General features: G+C 58.4%; 15 protein-coding genes and 1 pseudogene. 11 read left to right on the top strand and 5 right to left on the bottom strand.

Annotated elements, in window-relative coordinates; genetic code table 11:
- Positions 1–23: 23 nt before the first annotated feature.
- From FHL16_RS02645 to FHL16_RS02635, 3 genes are all read right to left on the bottom strand, one after another.
- Positions 24–3,617 (bottom strand): tetratricopeptide repeat protein, encoded by a 3,594-nt coding sequence (locus tag FHL16_RS02645; RefSeq protein WP_077747358.1) that lies wholly within the window; start codon positions 3,615–3,617, stop codon positions 24–26.
- Positions 3,595–6,408 carry a bifunctional glycoside hydrolase 114/ polysaccharide deacetylase family protein gene (locus tag FHL16_RS02640; protein WP_077747357.1) on the bottom strand — a complete coding sequence of 938 codons (2,814 nt, stop codon included), beginning with the start codon at positions 6,406–6,408 and terminating at the stop codon, positions 3,595–3,597. The genes FHL16_RS02645 and FHL16_RS02640 overlap by 23 nt, the downstream gene beginning before the upstream one ends.
- Positions 6,409–6,470: 62 nt before the next feature.
- Positions 6,471–7,403, bottom strand: a complete 933-nt coding sequence (locus FHL16_RS02635; RefSeq protein WP_010463668.1) for an NAD-dependent epimerase/dehydratase family protein — start codon at positions 7,401–7,403, stop codon at positions 6,471–6,473.
- 417 nt (positions 7,404–7,820) lie between these two features.
- Here FHL16_RS02635 and FHL16_RS02630 point away from each other — a divergent pair, with 417 nt between their 5' ends.
- The 11 genes and pseudogenes from FHL16_RS02630 (at position 7,821) to FHL16_RS02585 (ending at position 16,475) form a co-directional block, all read left to right on the top strand.
- Positions 7,821–8,744: a hypothetical protein gene (locus FHL16_RS02630; RefSeq protein ID WP_010463670.1), complete on the top strand. Its 924-nt coding sequence runs from the start codon at positions 7,821–7,823 to the stop codon at positions 8,742–8,744.
- A 178-nt stretch (positions 8,745–8,922) separates the two neighbouring features.
- Positions 8,923–9,648, top strand: coding sequence for a zeta toxin family protein (locus FHL16_RS02625; protein ID WP_077747356.1), 726 nt, complete (start codon positions 8,923–8,925; stop codon positions 9,646–9,648).
- Positions 9,645–9,812: a hypothetical protein gene (locus FHL16_RS33975; RefSeq protein WP_172792220.1), complete on the top strand. Its 168-nt coding sequence runs from the start codon at positions 9,645–9,647 to the stop codon at positions 9,810–9,812. Before FHL16_RS02625 ends, FHL16_RS33975 begins: the two co-directional genes overlap by 4 nt.
- A 392-nt stretch (positions 9,813–10,204) precedes the next feature.
- Positions 10,205–10,588 carry a DUF6124 family protein gene (locus tag FHL16_RS02620; RefSeq protein ID WP_077747355.1) on the top strand — a complete coding sequence of 128 codons (384 nt, stop codon included), beginning with the start codon at positions 10,205–10,207 and terminating at the stop codon, positions 10,586–10,588.
- A 35-nt stretch (positions 10,589–10,623) separates the two neighbouring features.
- On the top strand, positions 10,624–10,881 hold the full coding sequence (locus FHL16_RS02615) for a hypothetical protein (RefSeq protein WP_077747354.1): 258 nt from the start codon (positions 10,624–10,626) through the stop codon (positions 10,879–10,881).
- A 308-nt stretch (positions 10,882–11,189) separates the two neighbouring features.
- Positions 11,190–11,882 carry a DUF433 domain-containing protein gene (locus FHL16_RS02610; protein ID WP_077747353.1) on the top strand — a complete coding sequence of 231 codons (693 nt, stop codon included), beginning with the start codon at positions 11,190–11,192 and terminating at the stop codon, positions 11,880–11,882.
- On the top strand, positions 11,879–12,286 hold the full coding sequence (locus FHL16_RS02605) for a PIN-like domain-containing protein (protein WP_077747352.1): 408 nt from the start codon (positions 11,879–11,881) through the stop codon (positions 12,284–12,286). The genes FHL16_RS02610 and FHL16_RS02605 overlap by 4 nt, the downstream gene beginning before the upstream one ends.
- Positions 12,287–12,382: 96 nt before the next feature.
- Entirely contained in the window at positions 12,383–13,789 is a 1,407-nt protein-coding gene (locus tag FHL16_RS02600) for a DUF2252 domain-containing protein (protein ID WP_077747351.1), read from the top strand.
- Positions 13,790–14,065: 276 nt separating this feature from the next.
- Positions 14,066–14,305, top strand: a pseudogene (locus FHL16_RS34310) (RAD55 family ATPase); the annotation flags it as partial.
- Between the two features lie 58 nt (positions 14,306–14,363).
- On the top strand, positions 14,364–14,933 hold the full coding sequence (rimJ, locus tag FHL16_RS02590; protein WP_077747350.1) for a ribosomal protein S5-alanine N-acetyltransferase: 570 nt from the start codon (positions 14,364–14,366) through the stop codon (positions 14,931–14,933).
- A 102-nt stretch (positions 14,934–15,035) separates the two neighbouring features.
- Positions 15,036–16,475 carry an ArnT family glycosyltransferase gene (locus FHL16_RS02585; protein ID WP_077747349.1) on the top strand — a complete coding sequence of 480 codons (1,440 nt, stop codon included), beginning with the start codon at positions 15,036–15,038 and terminating at the stop codon, positions 16,473–16,475.
- Here FHL16_RS02585 and FHL16_RS02580 read toward each other — a convergent pair.
- Positions 16,426–17,289, bottom strand: a complete 864-nt coding sequence (locus FHL16_RS02580) for a phosphatase PAP2 family protein (RefSeq protein ID WP_077747348.1) — start codon at positions 17,287–17,289, stop codon at positions 16,426–16,428. The two genes, FHL16_RS02585 and FHL16_RS02580, sit on opposite strands and share 50 nt — an antisense overlap.
- A gap of 26 nt (positions 17,290–17,315) precedes the next feature.
- Complete coding sequence (gene pmrG / locus FHL16_RS02575; RefSeq protein WP_077747347.1) at positions 17,316–17,987, bottom strand: lipopolysaccharide core heptose(II)-phosphate phosphatase PmrG; 672 nt, start codon at positions 17,985–17,987, stop codon at positions 17,316–17,318.
- Between the last annotated feature and the right edge of the window lie 169 nt (positions 17,988–18,156).

The following is an 18,156-nucleotide window of genomic DNA, read 5'->3' as shown; positions in this document are numbered from 1 at the left end:
TTTCTCCCGTAAACATTTCATGATCAGCGTCCGAATCGCACGCCGTAGCTCACACCCAGTGTTCCGCCCGCCTGACCGTCCCCGCCTTGTGGCGCGGATTGGTAGCCAACGGTGAGGGCCAATTCGTCACCGCCCAGCACTTCGACGCCGATCCCGGTGTTGATGCCGTAGTTGAAGGTTTGATCCAGCCATTGCCAGCCCGCCGTCACGTCCACCAGCCAGGTGTATTGCGGGCGAGTACGCACCAGGGCACCCGGCAAGCCGCGACGCCATGAGCTACCGACATACAGTTGGCCGTAACGGCTTTGCAGCAGATCGTTGGCCGTCACGATCGCGGGATCGTCCGAGTCATCAACGCTTTTCACCGGACCGTCGTTGGCGCTGGACAGGTACTCCAGCGTGCGGTCCTTGACGTTGTTGTGCTGATAATCGACACCGCTGCGCACGGTCCAGTTAGGTCCGGCGAATTCCAGCGTGTGGTTGTATTCCATCTTCAGCGCCTGGCCGTTGCCCAAGGAATCGCCCGCACGAGTCGAGAACGATTTCTGCGCCACTTCCCAGCTGATCTGATCCCGCGCCGAGAACCCGTGACGACCGCCGACCCACACACTGTCGTGCTGGCCGAAAGCGCGCATCAGGCCGCTGTCTTCGCTTTTGCGATGCCAGTCCAGACCGGTCTCGATCTGGTCACTGGCGCTCAACTGCCAGGTCCGGGACAGGCCCAGGCCATTTCGGTCGTCGTCCTTGCGCTGGCTGGTGTCGGCGAACAGTTTGTAGCCGCCGTCCTCCACCGAACGTTGCAGGGTCAGCGCAGCGTTGCGCTCATCGCCCATGCGCGATTCGATCAGCTGATCGCTGTTGTAGGTGCCATTCTCCAACTCAAGATTGGCGTACCACTGAGCGCCAAGGTTGTGCGCGATTTGCAGGCGCGGGGTGTTGAATTCCAGGCCACCGAAATCCTGTTGATGCCAGGACAGCTGCGCGCCCTGCGGCGTCAATTCCTGCAACTCGGCAGCCTGACGGCGCAACTGCTCGCGCACGGCAGCCGGTTGATCGTCACCCAGCGCGGACTGGCTGAGGTCTAGAGCTTCGTCGAAGCGGCCGAGACGACTCAAGGCCTGGGCGCGTTGCGCCGGGTTGAGGTCGCTACTGGCCAATAGCGTTTCGACTTGCGCCTTGTTGCGGCTGCGCAAGGCTTGCTGGATTTCTTCGTAACGCTGAACCTTCAAGCCTTGGCTGCGCGCCCACTCCAGCCACTGGTCTTTCTGCGATTCCTGGTTCGTCGCGTCGAGACGCGCCAGCAACCGCTCGAACCACAATTGCAGCATGGCCGGCGAGCCGTCTTTCCACTTCGCCACCTCCTGCTGTGCCTTGGCCGGCGAATAACTGCTGGCCATCAAGCGCAACCAGATCGCATAACGCTGGGACGATGGCTGAATGTTTTCGCCTTCGGGGCTGCGCAGCAGCTTCAGGCGCAACCGTTGGGCCGCGTCCTGATAACCGGCGCTTTCCAAAGCATCGGCGTAGGCCGCACGCACCAGCCAATCCTGCGGACTGGTCTTGAGGTACATCCGATACCAGGCCAACGCTTCGGTATCGCGACCGAGCATCTGGCTGGCACTGGCGAACGGCAGCCAGAGGATTCGGTCCTGACGCGCCTGGGGTTTCCATTCCGTCAGCAAAGGCTTGAGCGCGGCGGTGTTGCCTTGATCGACGTACAGCCACATCAGGCGCTCGCGGAACAGGTTGTCATCCGGGAAACGCGACAGGCCCAACAGGTACAAACGCTGCGCCTCGTCGATATTTCCCTGCTGCACCGCCAAGGCACCGCGAATCGCCAGCACTTGTGCTTGCTCGTTGGCTTCCGGGTATTGCTCGGCGTCTTTGAGCAGCGCGACCACTTGCGGCCAGTCCTGCAATTCCTGGGCTTGCTGCAAGGATTCAACCAGACGCTGCGGATCCCGGGTGCGCTTCCAGCTGCCGACCATCATGGTCAGCGCCCGCTTCGGATCGCTGGTGCGGTACATCGTGATCAGCTGACTCTCGTCGCCACTGTTCAGCGAACCCTTGAGCGCGAGGAGTTTCTCCAGGGAAAACTGCAGCTCGTCATCGAGCTCCAGATCCCACGCCAGCGCAGCACGTAAGCGCCAGTAACCCTCATCGGTGATCTTGCGGTTATCAACCTGCAATACCTCCCACGCCGCCTGATTATCAAACAGCTTAAGGTCGGTATTGGCCCAGTCGATGCGCTCGGTCGTCGTCAGCGCGAAGCGTTTCGAGTAGCGCTGATAGACCTCGGTTTTCTGTGCGAACTGCCCGGTGTTTTCCAGGTTCTGCAGCAGGCGTGTCCAGGCCAGGCGATGCGCCGGGTACTTGCGCAAGTAGGCGTGCAACCAGGCTTCGGCCTGGGCCGGTGTGCCGCGCGATTCGTGAGCGTAGATCAGCGCATCGAGTTCGACGTCGGTCAGCGCACGTTGCTCCATGATCTCGGCGAGCAAGGGAATCGCATGGTCAAAGTCGAACTGCTGACTCGCCAGACGCCAGGCGTGTTCACGGGTTTGCGGGTCTTCGTGCAGCTTGAGCAGGCGAATCCAGTAGCCGAGGGCGGCCTGACTGTCGCCACGCCATTCGCCCAGATGCCCCATTTGCTCGAGCAATGCCAAGTCATCCGGGTGCTCAGCCACCAGCTGCTGACCACTGTCCCACGCACCGGCCAAATCGCCGAGGGCCAGGCGCATGCTGAATTCCTTGCGCAGGATTTGTGGGTTGTCCGGCTGCAACACGCGCCACTGATCCAGAAAGCGCTGCGCCAGATCAAAGCGCTTGCTGCCAACGGCAACGTCGACGCCCTGCTCCAGCCACGGCGAGTCGGTTTGCGGATCCTTGAGCTGATCCAGTTCATCGGCCAGTACGCGCGCGGCCTGTTCACCGCGACCGGCGGCCAACAGACTGTTGAACGCCAGTTGCGCGTATTCGCGACGCTCGGACGCTTGTTGGCTGTCCTGTTTGAGCAGCAGATAAATGTCGGCGGCGCGACCAGGTTGCTCACCGGCCAGGTACCACTGCGCGGCGGACTTGAGCGAAGCGATGCGCTGGGCCGGGTCGCGGTCGGCGATTTCTTCGTAGACGCTGGCAGCAAACGCCGGCGCTTGTAGCGTCAGCGCCAGCTTGGCCAGGTTGTGCAATTGCGGCAGCGGCAACAGGCGGTGATCGAAGCTTTGCAGGCGTTCGATCAAGGCTTTCTGCGCGATCGGATCATCGGCTTTCGCCGCTTCCAATGCATCGAGTTCCAGCCGGTAATAGGCCTGCAACTCAACGACCGGTTTCGGCCAGTTCTCAAGGTGCAGGCGCGCTTTCGGGTAGTCGCCGAGACGGATCAGCAGATCGACCAGCTGCAAGCGCAGGTGATCGTCATCCGGGTGCGCGGCCAGCAGCAATTCGGCGTAATTGGCCGAGACCGCATCGGGCTCACGGCCGTCCGGCTGGAACACTTCTTCGCGCTGGAACGTCAGCCACAACAGGCCGCCCACGGCCACCGCCACCACCGCCAATGCCCAGGGATTGAGCAGGCGGCGGCTTTTAGTTGCTGAGGCGTTAGATGCAGTAGAGCTGACCATGACTCACCTGCTTCATTGGTAATTGAAAAGTCCACAGACCGGCGGATGCCTTGCCTGCAAAAGTTTGCCCGTCCACTTCCACCCGGCAACTGCTCGCCGAGCGCACGGAGAAGCTCAGGTCCACTTGACCGGCAAACGAAAAGCTCACGTGTTTTTCGTCCACATATTTCCAGTCCACCAACGGCAGGTTGGCCTCCTCCAGCGCCGGCCGTTCATCCCGGTCGGGACGCAACACCAGCAACGCCTGGTCGCTGCTCAACGCCACATACCGGCCTTGCGGCAAGTCACGAACACCGGCAACGCCTTGCGAACGCAGCAGGTCCGGCCAGCCCATTTGCGGGTCGAGTCGAAGGGTGCGCAGCGCGTCCATGCCGCGAACCTGCCAGTCACCCTCGGCGGTGCGCGCCAGACTGGCCTGATACAAACCGTGCACACGATCGAGGTAGTCGCTCATCCACAGCGACATCGGTTGCTGGTCCTTCATGTAGCCGTAGATCTCGTTCATCGCCTTGATCGAGGCCTGCTTGGTGCTCGAATAGAAGTGGTAATACAGGTGCAGGCCGCGCAAGCGCCGTGGGCTGTCGGTGAGTTCGAAGGTGTCGATCACATCGCGGAAACCGTAATACGGCCCCTTCCACAGGTTGGTGTAGAGGTTCTCGTTGATGATCGGCGCGTAGTACTGCAGGCCGCCTTCGGTGGGACGCAGCAAAGGATTGAGACCGGTCAGCGACGGGTTGGCCTTGGTCAGCATGGTCTCGGCGCCGTTGACGTTTTTCAGGCCCGCGTCGTAGGCCAGCTTCAAGGTCGCTGCCGAGGGCAAGGCATCGCCCGGCCAGAAGACCAGCTTCACCGGTTTTTCCGGGGTGGTGAGCTGCTGGTTGATGTAGTCGCGCGAGCCAAAAATCTCGCGGCGGAAATCGATTTTGTCGTAGCCCGGAATGGCCATCTTCAAGCCGTATTCCGGGTTGAAGTTCTCACGTTTCTGCGCCACCTCCGGCTGCATGAAAAACGGATGGCTGAAGGTGTGGGTGGCGACTTCGACTTTCGGGTTGGCAAACAACTCACGGGCAATGGGTTCCAGTTCGCGCGCCAGGAACGGGAACATGCCGCGCGGTGAAATCTCGCCTTCGACGATCGACACCGAAGTCAGGAACGGGTTGGGCCGGATGAAATCGTCGAGCACCTGCTTGCCGGCATACGGCGTGCCGCGCACTTCAGCGCGCGACGGAAAACCATCGCCGTCGATGTGCACGGTGGCGATGCGGCGGCCGTTTTCGGTGGTGGTGTCGGGGCGTGGCTGAACCGGCAGGCGCAAGCTGGCCTGGAGGAAAGCGAACGGATCGAGAATCCAGCGGCTGCGCTCGTTATTCGTTTCGAGAATGTATGGCGCAAGGGCAACACCGCCCCACTCGGCCGTCGCCACCGGGGCAAATGTCTGGCCGTCGGCAGCGGTCAGCAGCAACGCGGCTTTCGGGCCTTTGGGCAGCAGGGAGATTGCGGTCAGGTCACGGGATCGGGGCTGCACCGGGGCTTCGAACGCGCCGATCAGCGCCTTGTCCTGATAGCTGATGGTCAAGGCCTGAGTACCGATCGGCGCCGAGCGGTTCAGGCCCAGGCGCTTGAGCAGCAGCGGGTCTTGAATCGGCAGGCCGGAAAAGAACACCACCGGCACCTGTTCGTCCAGACGTTTGCCGATCCAGCTATTGAAAGCCGATGCGTCCTGCGGCGGGCCGCTGGTCATCCAGGTCACGATCCCGGCGTACAAACCGCTGAAACGGTGCTCCGGCAGCGAGCCGTCGACCGGCAGGTAATCGACCCGGTAGCCGAGGTATTCAAGCAAACCGCCGAGCAAGGTGTGCCCGGCGTTGCGCACCAGATCGCCTTCGCGCGGGTCGTAAAGCAGCGCGATTCGGCGCGGCTGGATTTCGATGCTGCTGATGCCCATCGAGTCCAGCTCTGGCGTGCCGATATAGGGAATGAAGCCCTCATCGCGCAGACGCTTGGCCAGTTTGCGCGCTTCATCGCGGCGCTCCGGCGGCAGATAGTCAATCGCTACCAGCGGAATACCTTTGGCGCGCAACGGCTGGATCTGGGTTTCCAGCCATTCGCGGTCGGCTTCCGGTACCGGGCGATAACGCTTGGCGGAAGCGTCCCAACCAGCGTGAATCGATTCGATCGCCACCGCGGCGGCCACGCCATTGAGGTCGGGCAGCACTTCGAAGCCACGGTTGAAAAACAGCTTCAGGTTTGGCTGACGCTGATGCAATTCCCGCAGGAAACCGGCGAGTGCCACACGCTGTGTTTCTCGTGCCGACTCCGGCAGCAACTGGAAGCTGTCGAGGGTATCGAGGAACAACCCGGCGTAGCCTTCGGCCTGCAACGCCTTGGCTCGGCCGAACAAATGTTCACGCCAGGCAGGTGCCGCGAGGTCCATGACCTGGCTGTCCCACGCGCCATTGCGCACCGGGCTGACCGCTCCCGTGAGGGATGCCTTTTCGAGCTCGGCCTTCCCACCATGGAACTCGCCCACCGACAGGTAGGCGAACGGCTGGCTGCCCAACTTGCGCAGTGTTTTGACGTCGCCCTCGGTCAGATGCCCCGGCTCGACCACTGACCAGTCGAACTGAGCCAACTCGGAAATGGGTGGTTGATCGGCGTACCAGAAAACCACGCTGGCGGGTTGCGGCAATGCTGCGGCCTGAACAGCGGGCCCACTCACGAACAACGCTAAAGCGGCGAGCAGCCGTTTAGCGGCCGCGCGGACACGCGTCCTGCGAAAAACGATTTCCATAACTCACTCTTGAATGGACTGAACCGATACTGCTTGGATGTCGGACAGTGGAACCGGCCGGGTTACAGGCTGCGAATAAGCTGCGACAACCCCTTGCCGATGGCGGTCGGTTCCGGGAGCTTGAAACGCTCCAGCAGGCGACTGTTGTTGGCGCGCGAATGGCGAATGTCGCCTTGACGTGGCGCGTGATGAATCACCTTCAACGGGCTGCCGGTGACGGTGCCCAATTCGGCGATCAGATCGTTGAGGCTGGTGGAACGACTCAGGCCAACGTTCACCGCGCCGGGGCTCGGTTCACTGACTTCCAGGGACTGCACGAGAATGCTCACCAGGTCCTGGACATAGACGAAGTCGCGGGTCTGCGAACCGTCACCGAAAATCGCCACCGACTGCTCGGCCAAGGCCAGCTTGGTAAAGATGCTGATCACGCCGGAGTACGGCGATGACGGATCCTGGCGTGGACCGAAGATGTTGAAGAACCGAAAGATCATCGGCTCCAGACCATGTTCGCGGCGATAGAAATCGAGGTATTGCTCGCTGGCCAGTTTGTCGCTGGCATACGGCGTGAGCGGGGATTTTGGCGTGTCTTCGTGAATCGCCGTGCCTTCGCCGTTGTTGCCGTAGATAGCAGCGCTGGACGCGAATACCACGCGCTTGATCCCGGCCTTCACCATGCTTTCGCACACGTTGAGGGTGCCGACGAAGTTGCTTTGATGGGTGCTGACCGGATCATCCACCGACGCTTGCACCGAGGCCACTGCGGCCAGGTGAACGACAGCACCGCAATCGCGCATGGCTTGTGCCACTACGGCGCCGTCCGCGACATCACCGATGACCAGGTTCAGATTGGCATTGTCCATCGGCAGATTGCTGACTTTTCCAGTCGACAAATTATCCAGCACGCGAACCTTGTAGCCCTTGCCCAGCAAGGCTTCTACGAGGTGCGACCCAATAAAACCGGCACCGCCAGTCACCAGTATTCGCTCAACAAACATGAAATCTCTCCCTGAACATTAGAGCGGATACGAGTGGTTGAAGTCCGCCAACTTTGTGGCGCAAGGCCATCAAAACGCGGCCGATAATGGGAGATCAGATTGGCACTGTCAATACTTTGTCTAATTTATCGCCGAGCGGTAATTCGCCCCTAAAATCGTCACTTATTTGACGGCAGTTATCAGTTACAGGCCGTCATACAATTGCCACTTCTGACCCGCAAACTCCGTCTGCGCCGGAACTCACGCCAGGCTTCAAGCCCTCCTCATCATCGACGCTTCAGCTCAGCTTCGCGAATCAGACCGGCGCGCTGGCGTGAAGCCTTGGGCGCATCATTTCAAGCACACGATATGATCAGATGAGCTGTAATCAATTTGGGTCGGGCTATTGGGCGCTGTCGCGCTTGCAGGAAATCAAACATGAACATCTGGCTTGCCGCCGCGCTTGCGGCCATTGTTTCCCTGTCTGCACAAGCGGCCACTAAAGTTACGCCACGAGTCGAACGAGTCACTTTCGAAAAAGGCGCCGACGCTGTCGAGTTCAACCAGTCCATCCAGGGCCCGCTCACCGCGCAATACCGAGTGAGTGCAAAGGCGGGCCAAATACTGACCGTCGACCTCAAGCCTTCCAATACATCTGCCTACTTCAACATCACCGCCAAAGGCGCGGACTACGCGCTGTTTAACGGCTCGATCATGGGCAACCATTTCATGGGTCCGTTACCCGCCGATGGTGAGTACACGGTTCAGGTGTACCTCATGCGCAACGCCGCACGACGCAATGAGGTGGCGAACTACAACCTTTCATTGAACCTCAGCCCCGCTGATGCCTCGGACAGCACTCGACCGTTTGACCAGACGCTTGAATTACAGGGCATCCGGTTTCATGTGACGACGGAGGGGATCGATGACCACCGTGTGCTGCGTATTTCACCTCAAGGGCTGGAAACCGATAATTCAGACTTCACACGGCCATTGACGGGAAACGTCGTCCGGGCCGAGGTGGCGGACCTTGATCGGGATGGCTCGCCAGAGCTTTACGTCTTTGCCCGATCACCGGGACGCGGATTGCCGGGTGAACTCGTCGCCTATTCGGCGAATCGCAAAAAATCGCTCAGCGAGATTTATCTTCCGCCGGTGAGTGAGGACGTCGAGGCAGCCGAGGGCTATCAGGGAGAGGATGAGTTTGCGGTGGTGGAAAATGTGCTGGTGCGGCGCTTTCCGGTTTATGAGAGTGCGGACGCCGGGGCCGGGAGGACGGGGAAGATGCGCGAGGTTCGGTATCGGTTGATGGCTGGGGAGGCTGGATGGGTTTTGCGGAGGGGTGAAGTTATCGTGTATTGAGCATTCGGTAACTGGAGAGCCTGCACAACGTCGGTATACGGTCCTAGGAGATTTCCTTCAAGTTTTGGCGATTGCCATGAACTGGAGCTTTGCAAGCAAATCGTTATTCTTTCGTCCAAACAGATTCGTCGTCGTTTTCTGTTCCCCCTGACATTTTGCTTAGCACAGGAATGAACAAATGACTCCTGCTGAACAGCTCATGCGAGACGAAGCTATCTATTTTGCGCGATCGAATAAGAAAGCCATAGCTAGGCGCCGGACCGACAAATTGTTGTACCCTCCGGAGCAAGATCCCGTGTCAGTATTTATGGCTGGCTCACCAGGAGCAGGGAAGACAGAGGCATCAATTGCCTTAGTGAATCTATTTGCTGATACAGCAATCCTTAGAATTGACCCTGATGAGCTACGCAGCGAATTTACTGACTATGCGGGAGGAAACGCCTGGGTTTTCCAAAGCGGAGTGTCGATTTTGGTCGAAAAAATTCTAGATTGTGCTTTCGACCAGAGACAGTCTTTTGTACTGGATGGAACACTTTCTAATATTGATGTGGCGAGAAGGAATGTGGAGCGATCCCTTGGAAGGGGTAGATTCGTGCAAATCCTTTACGTCTACCAAAATCCGCTCTTGGCATGGGAATTCGTCAAAGCCCGTGAAGAAGCCGAAGGCAGAAGAATTCGGCCAGAGCATTTCGTCGATCAATATTTCGCCGCACGTGACGTGGTAAATGCTCTTAAGCTAGAGTACGGCGGAAACGTTCACGTGGATTTGCTGCTCAAGCACATCGACAATTCGGGACGTCTCTACAAAGCTGGGGTCGATAAAATTGACTACCATATCCCTGAGCGACACACGCGAGCCGATTTAATGGCTCAGCTCGGGTTAGGATCAGGAGCACATTCATGATATCGATCAAGCTAGGTTTTACTAAGGGCACCAAGAGCCCCTTTGCCGACTTTATTCGTAACGCCAAGTCGGAGCAGAAAAAGCGTGTCTACAGTGAAGTGCTGACGGAGGCTACCAAGCAGCAAAACCTCGTGATGATGGAAGCTGAAGCCAAACGAGGTTAACTCACGGTTCTGATAAAGAAGCCCGGCCAAGCGCCGGGCTTTTTTTATTTGTATGAACGCGGGCCTGAGAGGCGTGTAGTCCGTCCTAGGAAACTTCCCGCAACTCGTATCGGCTTTCATGAACTGGCGGAAGCGGTTCTGCATCGATAGCCTTCAGGTATCGCTGCAAATCAGCGATCGGCTTTGACAGGCTGAAGAACCGCAAGCTTTCACTCCTCCGGATAAAACGGCATCCTTTCACGTGTGCAGTTCCGTTCTGGTGGCTGTGCGTGGGGCATCTTCGGGTGCACTGGATGCTTGCGTTTCCGGTCTGTCAACCCGCGTACAGCCGCCACCCAATCCTGTTTGACAGCAGGGGACTGGCAGCTCCCACCAACGCAAGGAGCTCCATCATGAAAAAGATCACCCCAAATCCGCCCGAATCTGCCGCACTTTCAGAAGCAGACGCACCCGATTTAAGCCAACTCTCCGAAACCACAGAACGCATCATCAGCGCACGCCTGCGCAACCCGAACCACCCCGATCCCATCAGTCACGTCTTTACCCTCCTCCCCGCCGTCGACACGCCAACCCTGCTCGCTCACGCCTGCGAAACCCTCGCCTCACTCAACGTCATGACCACCGACCTGGCCTGCGACCTCGAAGGCTCGCGCCGTAACGTGGCACTGGCGATCCAGCAGTTGGCGGTGCTGGGTGAACTGTTGGTAAACCGAGCGCTGGACAACCTCGATCCACCCAATGGTGTGTCGGAAGTTTCGTCCGCCAGCCACCACTGAGTGGTCATGCTCTTTTACCAAATGGAGGTTTTGTCATGGATCGATACATGCCTGTCACCGGCATCGACTGCACCATCGCGTCACTGCTGATCGACACCGAAGCACCGCTGGACGTATTGCACGAAACTGCGGCTTACCGCATCCGCACGGCAACTCAATTGCTGGAGAGTTTTGCTGTGAACGAGGGGGTTCACAGTGAACTGGCGCGGGTGTTGGTGACTTCGCTGCGCGATGGCTGCGATTTGATGGATGTCGTTGGGCGAAGATTGCAGGCGCAGGTTTCGTCGATGTAACAAAAAAGGCACCTGACGAGAATCGCAGGTGCCTTTTTTGGGCTTTGACTCAACAGAAGGTTTCATAAACTGTAACTTTCTGTCGACTCAATTGACTCCCGGCCCCTCGATCCGTCGCAAGAGCGAATTGCAGGACAAGTTCTTCGGAAATTTCCTGCAAGCCATATCGGCTCTGAGCTGATTGTGATGATCACGCTTTAAATCTACGCTGAACAAACAAAACGGCTGTTCGTCCCCGACTGGTTGCTTGAGTTCATCCTTACGACCAGAATCCCCTCGCCGAATCACCTGATGACAAGGAGGCCAACATGCAAAACATCAAACTGCCTAGCCGCCTTGTCGGTATTGGCTTATACACACCGGCGGAAGCTTCCCTTTACACGGGGATTCCAGCTGCCGATATCCGCCGTTGGCTTTTCGGATATACCGCGCATGGTGTTCAGCATTCGGGGCTTTGGAGCTCGGAACTGGCCGACCTGGATGAGTGCGTACTAGGCTTTCATGACCTCCTGGAAATTCGATTCGTCCATGCCTTCCGCCAGCACGGTGTAAGCCTGCAAGCCATCCGCAATGCCTCGCAGCAAGCAAAAGAGATGTTCAATCAAGCCTATCCATTTACCTGCAAACGTTTTCAAACCGATGGTCGGCGTATTTTCGCCACGGTCATGAGCGAAACAGGGGATGAATCCCTTCTCGACCTGATCAAACGACAGTACGCGTTTGAGCAAGTCATCAAACCTTCGTTGTATGAAGGCATTGATTACACGGGATCAGAAGCCGCTCAGCGCTGGTATCCGGTAAAACGCAGTAAAGCGATCGTTCTGGATCCCTCCCGGAACTTTGGGAAACCAGTTCTTGCAAACACGGGAATCGATACGGCGGCAATTTTTAGCGCCTACAAGACAGAAGGGGAAAACACCAAACGTGTGGCACTTCTCTATGAGATTCCTGCTGCAGCAGTTGAAGCGGCGGTCAATTTTGAGCAAAGGAATGCTGCTTGAATTTCTTACTGGACAACAATCTTCCCCCCGCCCTTGCCCGCGCATTAAATGAGCTGACCAAAGCAGACGGACATTCGGTATTGCCACTGAAGGATAAATTTCCGCAGAACACCACGGACGTTGATTGGATTTCAGTACTGAGCGACGAAGGCGGCTGGGCCGTTATCTCTCAAGATAAATTTACAAAAGGCGATATTGAAAAACGGGCGTTTCGCGAATGTGGCCTACCCGTGTTTTGCTTGGCTAAACACTGGGGAAACGAATCCTATTGGAACAAGGCCCATAATTTGGTGCGTTGGTGGCCCGCCATTACAACTCAAGCAAACTTGATCAGAGGCGGCGCAGCATTCCGCGTCCCGTGGAAATTTCCTTCACACGGGAAATTTGATCAGATAAAAATTTAGAGCCCGACTAATAATCGGGCTTTTTATTTCATCGAATATTTCGCGCTCTGTATGGCCTTCTACACTCAATCCGCACACCGCCTACAGCGAGCCCCCATGACCACCCTCAAAGACCGCTTGAAGCAAGGCAAGGACGCCCGCAAGAATTGCCCCCGTAATTCCCAAGCGTCCACGGGAAAAACCAACCGCGACCCGCTCCCCCTGATCAAAGCCTCAAGCGAAGGCCGAATCAAGTCCCTGATCGAACTCCGCTACGGCCGCATGCTCGTCTCCCCCTTCAGCTTTTATCGCGGCACCGCGCTTTTGCAGGCTCACGACCTGTCTTCCACGCCGAACATGGGACTGACCTCACCGATCTGCGGCGATTGCCACCTGACGAATTTCGGCGGGTTCGCCACGCCCGAACGCAATCTGTTGTTCGGCGTCCACGACTTCGACGAGGTCCATCCCGGCCCTTGGGAGTGGGACGTTAAACGGCTGGTGGCGAGTATCGTAGTGGCCGCCCGCGATCTGCGTCATGGCGAAACGATCGAAGAGACGGTCTGCCGCGAAGTGGTCAGCGCTTATCAGGAAACCACGCTCGAGTGCGCCGAACAAAGCTCGCTGGAAACCTGGTACGAGTCCATCCGTTACGACGACTTGCGCAAGCAGGCGAACAAAAAAACGCTGGAGCATATCGAGCGTGCCATCGAAAAGGCCGAGGGCCGATCCCACGCCGAGCTACTGCCGAAAATCAGCGAACGTGACGCCCATGGTCGTCTGATCATTCGCGATGACCTGCCGGAAATTTTCCACTTGCACAAAAACACCACATTGCTGGATGCCGATGATGACTGGCTACGCCACTCGGATTGGCGGCCAATCTACGACGCCTTCATGCGTGAGTATCCCGGCACGCTGCAGGCTGACCGACGGGCGTTGTATTCACGTTTTCACGCCCAGGACATGGCGTTCAAAGTGGTGGGTGTCGGCAGTGTTGGCACCCGTTGTCTGGTGGTCTTGCTGACCGACGATCAGGAATTCCCGCTGTTCCTGCAATTCAAGGAAGCACGGCGCTCGGTGCTGGCCGATTACGTGAAGACGAAATCAACAGTGCGGCATAACGGTCAGCGGGTGGTTGAGGGTCAACGATTGATGCAATCGGCCAGTGACCTGTTTCTCGGTTGGACCACCGGCCCCAGCGGTCGACACTTCTACGTGCGGCAATTGCGCGACATGAAAATCTCGGCCGAACTCGAGACGTTCGATGCGGACACCTTCGCCGCGTATGGTCGCGTCTGTGGTCGAGCCCTCGCTCGCGCGCATGCCAAATCGTCCGGGCAGGCCGCGCAGATCAGCGGTTACATCGGCAAGAGCGATGCGCTGGCCGACGCGCTGTTCAAGTATGCGAAAAGTTATGCAACGCAGAATGAGCAAGACTTTGAGCGATTCCAGCAGGCCTGCCGCAAGGGCCGGTTACAAGCTCGCTCCGAGGCAGACTTTGCGGCAGATCATTTGCCCTGAGCGGGTAACGCGGTCCATCCACACATGAACTTTTCTTCACCCCACCACCTCCCCCCAACCGGTACAGTGCTCCCGCTCATTCAAGAAACTACGGTTTGCCCGCCCTCCCGCGGGCTTTTTTTTGCCTTTTGATCGACCAGCGGCGGTCGGTGTCACCCAGTGTCTCCTCTGGAACTGTCGCCAATCACGCCCAACCACCTTATTGTGTGTACCCTCGATGTCTGCCACCGGCGTGCCAGGACTGGACGAGGTGCTGGGCGGAGGTTTGCCGGAGTTTTCGTCACCGCACTGACGAGCATCGGTGTCAGTGTGTTGCTGACCTCGGAACTGGAAGACCGCTGCACCGACCTGCGTTTCAGCCCTTACGGCACGGCGTTTCTCACCGATGCAATCATTGTCCAGCGCTACATCGAAGTGCAGAGCCGCTTGTTGCGCATCATGGCGGTGGTCAAGGTTCAGGCCAGCGCCCATTCCGATGAATTGCGCCTGTACAGCATCGATGATAACGGCCTGCAGAGTTTTTCCGTTGGTCGCGTAATGCTTGCGCGACGATCCCCCCGAACCGGAGCGCCCTATGCCGTTGTTGTCCCTGCCCTGCAAACGCTTGACGCTGGCGGTGCTCGCCCCCGAACAGGCGGCGCTGGAAAGCGATTTCTACCGGCGCAACCAAAGGCACCTTGCCCGGTGGTCGCCGATTCGCCCTTCCGACTACCACAGCCCAGAAAACATTCGTCCGCGCCTTGAGGTGCAAGCCAGTGCGTTCGAGGCCGGCCTGGCGGTGCATTTCGCGCTGCTGGACCCGGACAACGGCCAGATGATCGGCGCCTGCAATTTCAGCGGTATCACTCGCGGAGCGTTTCAGGCGTGTTATCTCGGTTACCACATCGACGAATCCCGTCAGGGCCAGGGCTTGATGCAGGAAGCACTGGAAGCAGGCATCGGCTACATGTTCGATGAGCAGAAACTGCACCGGATCATGGCCAATTACATCCCCGGCAACGAACGCAGCGCGCGGCTGCTGGAGCGTCTGGGATTTGAACGTGAAGGCTACGCCAAGGCCTACCTGAGTATCGCCGGGCGCTGGCAGGATCACGTGTTGACCGCGTTGATCAATGATCGCTTTGAAACCCCGGAACAGCGCTGATCCAGGCGCCTCTCGTAATATTTCGCGGCCGTTCACAATTCATTAAGCATTCGCACCGTATGCTCGGGCTTCCCGGTCCACCTGCTCGGTAGCCAGAAGCCTATGTCGCGTCCCGCCACTTCACTGTTCCTGCTGGCCGCCCTGCTGTTTTTCTTTGCCTTGGGCAATCATCAACTGCAAGGGTCCACCGAGGCCCGGGTGGCCGGGATCGCCATGCAGATGCACTTGGACAACGACTGGGTGACGCCCCGTTTGTTCGGCGAACCGTTTCTGGAAAAACCACCTTTGAGCTTGTGGCTCGATGCCGGCGCCATCCGTGCATTTGGCGGCACGCCGTGGGCGGTGCGACTGGCCTCGGCGTTCGCCGGGCTGTTCAGCGTGATGCTGTTGTACGCGATGCTGCGGCGGTTCGGCCGGCCCAAGGCGATTGCCTGGACGGCGGGAATCTTTCTGGCAACCATGGCCAGTTATTGGAGCAACGTGCGCGGCGTCGGTGAAGACGCGTTGCTCGCCCTCGGCGTGACCCTGGCGTTGCTGGCGTTCTTTCAGGGGCAACGTCAATCGACGCCCGGCAACGCGCTGCTGTTCGCCTCGGGAATCGCTATCGCCACACTGAGCAAAGGCGTCCTCGGCCTGGCGATGCCGGGCGTGGTGATTTTCGCCTATCTGCTGGCCGAGACCTTGATGGACAGGCGCCTGAAAATCCACGACTGGTTGCGTCCCGGTTTACTGACGCTGGCTGGATTGATCCCGCTGATGATTTGGCTCGCCGTGCTGTACCAGCGTGGTGGCGCGCAGGCCGTGGGGGAAGTGCTGCTGACCAACAGTGTCGGGCGCTTCAGTGGATCCTTCGTCGAGGCCGGGCATTACGAACCGTACTATTACTACCTGGCCAAGCTGCCCCAGGCGTTTCTGCCGTGGAATATTCTGATGTACCTGGGGCTGTGGCATTTTCGCAAACGCCTGATGGCCAATCGTTACTTGCTGTTTTTCACCCTGTGGATCGTGGCGCAGTTTGTGATGCTGACATTGGCGTCGAGCAAGCGCACGGTGTATCTCATGTCGATGACGCCTGCGGCGGCGGTGATTGCGGCGGAGTATGCGGGCGTTCTGTTCGAGCGGCTGAAGATGCGCGAAGGGGCCTCGAACCTTTTGGGGCACATCGCACGGCATCGACGCGGCGCAGCCATTGGCGTGATCGCGTTGGTGATCGGCAGCTACCTGGCCGCCGCTCAATGGGCGCTGCCCCATGCGGACCGCAAACTGTCCTTCCTGCCGTTGACTGCACAGATCCAGACGATGCAGGCCAACGGGCAACACATCGCCCTGTTCCAGGCCAACGAACGGGTGGGCGGTGCCAGCGTGTTCTACACCCGACAAGTGCTCAAGGGCCTGGACACCGAGGCGCAACTGCATGAGTTTCTGGCGGCCTCACCCTCCAACGTGGCGGTCATGTCTGGTGAAATCGAACCGGCCGCGCCGTTGAAAGTGCTCAAGAGCATGAAGGTGGGGCGTCAGGCTTACTACTTTGTGAACCAATAAGCGGCTCGGCGGTTGGCGCTTCAGCCTTTTGCAGCACCGGCATCTCCAGCCGCGCTCGTCCGTAAAATGGCAACGCCGTCAGCAAACAGGCCAGCCACACGAAGATCCCGGCCCAAAAGGTGTGGGACATGTAGTGCCAGCCTTGCAGGACACGTGTCGTGCCATAGACGAAACCGAGCAGCAACGCTCCGTACATCAGCGCCTTGGAGTAGCGCCAGCGGTAGCGGCGAGCCACGAAATACAGCGCGAGCATGGTAAAACCGCCGGAAGCATGGCCACCCGGCCAGCAACGGCCATCACCGGCCTCCCTGAACAGCTGGAAGTTGTTGTACCACTCCACGTGAGGCAATTTCCCACCGTAGAGGGTTGTTTCGATCGGGCAGTACACGCTGGTGTGCGCCTTGAGGAAATGGATCACGCCGGTGCAGATGGCAAATGCGAAGACGACGAACAGAAAATCCCGACGATGTTCGTTGGCAAATCGCAACACCGATGCCGCCTTGCTCCGTTCCAGAAAACCACCAAGGCGAGGATGCTTTGAAGTGTTGATCAGCGGCCAGACAAACGACAGCATCGCACCGATCAAGGCGATCTCGGCGGTCCAGTTCGGAATGATGCGCGCCCACTTGTGGGTGAGCTTTTCGAAGAAGTGAACCTTGTCGAGCGGGAAGATCTGAGCGACCGGATCAAACAGAAGATTACTGAAGGCGATGTCGATCCGGGTCATGTCGAACATCAGGAAAACCAAGGCCGCGCAGGCCAACGGGATACCGAAGTTCATCCAATAAAAGTGGTTGCGGGAAGACGTCAGCATCGTGTGTCCTGATACAGAGGAAAAATTCATTCGGTGGTCACCGAACGCCAGTCAGAGGCTTCAATGAAGCCGAGCATTTTCGGTGTCAGAGGTTTTCTGGCGGAAATAAACAATGAAGCGCCATAACCGAGCGTGGAGGTCGACACCTTGAGGTCTTTTTCAAGTTGCGCCATGCATTCGCTGTGGGTCACCAGGATCAAATTGCGACCCGCCACTTTGTGCGCCAGGGCATCGCGCAGCATCGTGCCCTTGCAGCTCACCAGCCAGTCCTCGCCCACACCGACCTTGTTGAACATGTAGCCGGCCGTCTGTGACGTGCGCATCATCGGGCTGTTGTAGATATCGGACTTGTCCAACCCCAATTGTTCGAACCGCGCACCGACACTGACCGCGACGCTGCGCGAGCGATCGGTAATGCCATCGTTGCCACTCAGGCACGCGGCTTTCGAGTGATCGCAGCGCTCGACATGGCGGACCAGCACGATGACGTCGCCTTTGGCCCATTCGGTGGCCAACGTTCGTGCGCCGGCCACATTGCCATGGGCCAGGTCAGGCACAGCGGCCGGCTGCAACAGCCATACGATCAATGGAATGACCAGCAGCGCCGAGGCCAGCACCACTACGGTGTTTCGATGGCGGGTCAAACAGCTCAGGTTAATTGAGCGTTTTATCCCGAACAGACTCAGTCTCAATTCCACATCAAGCCGCCTCGCCGGCATGCACCATTGTTATTCGAAGCCGCGAGGGTAGAGAGGCGCGCGTCGGCAGCCGGTGAAACCCATGTGAAAAAAAGCTTAAGCCGCTCACAAAAACCTTGTTACAGAATCAGTCCGACAAAAACCTTTCAGCTCTCGCGATTGCTGCCGA

Source organism: Pseudomonas sp. FSL W5-0299 (genome assembly GCF_005930655.1).
Classification (GTDB): Bacteria; Pseudomonadota; Gammaproteobacteria; order Pseudomonadales; family Pseudomonadaceae; genus Aquipseudomonas; species Aquipseudomonas mandelii.
The sequence above is the reverse complement of the archived record's forward strand: the minus strand, read 5'-3'. Positions and strand labels throughout refer to the sequence as shown.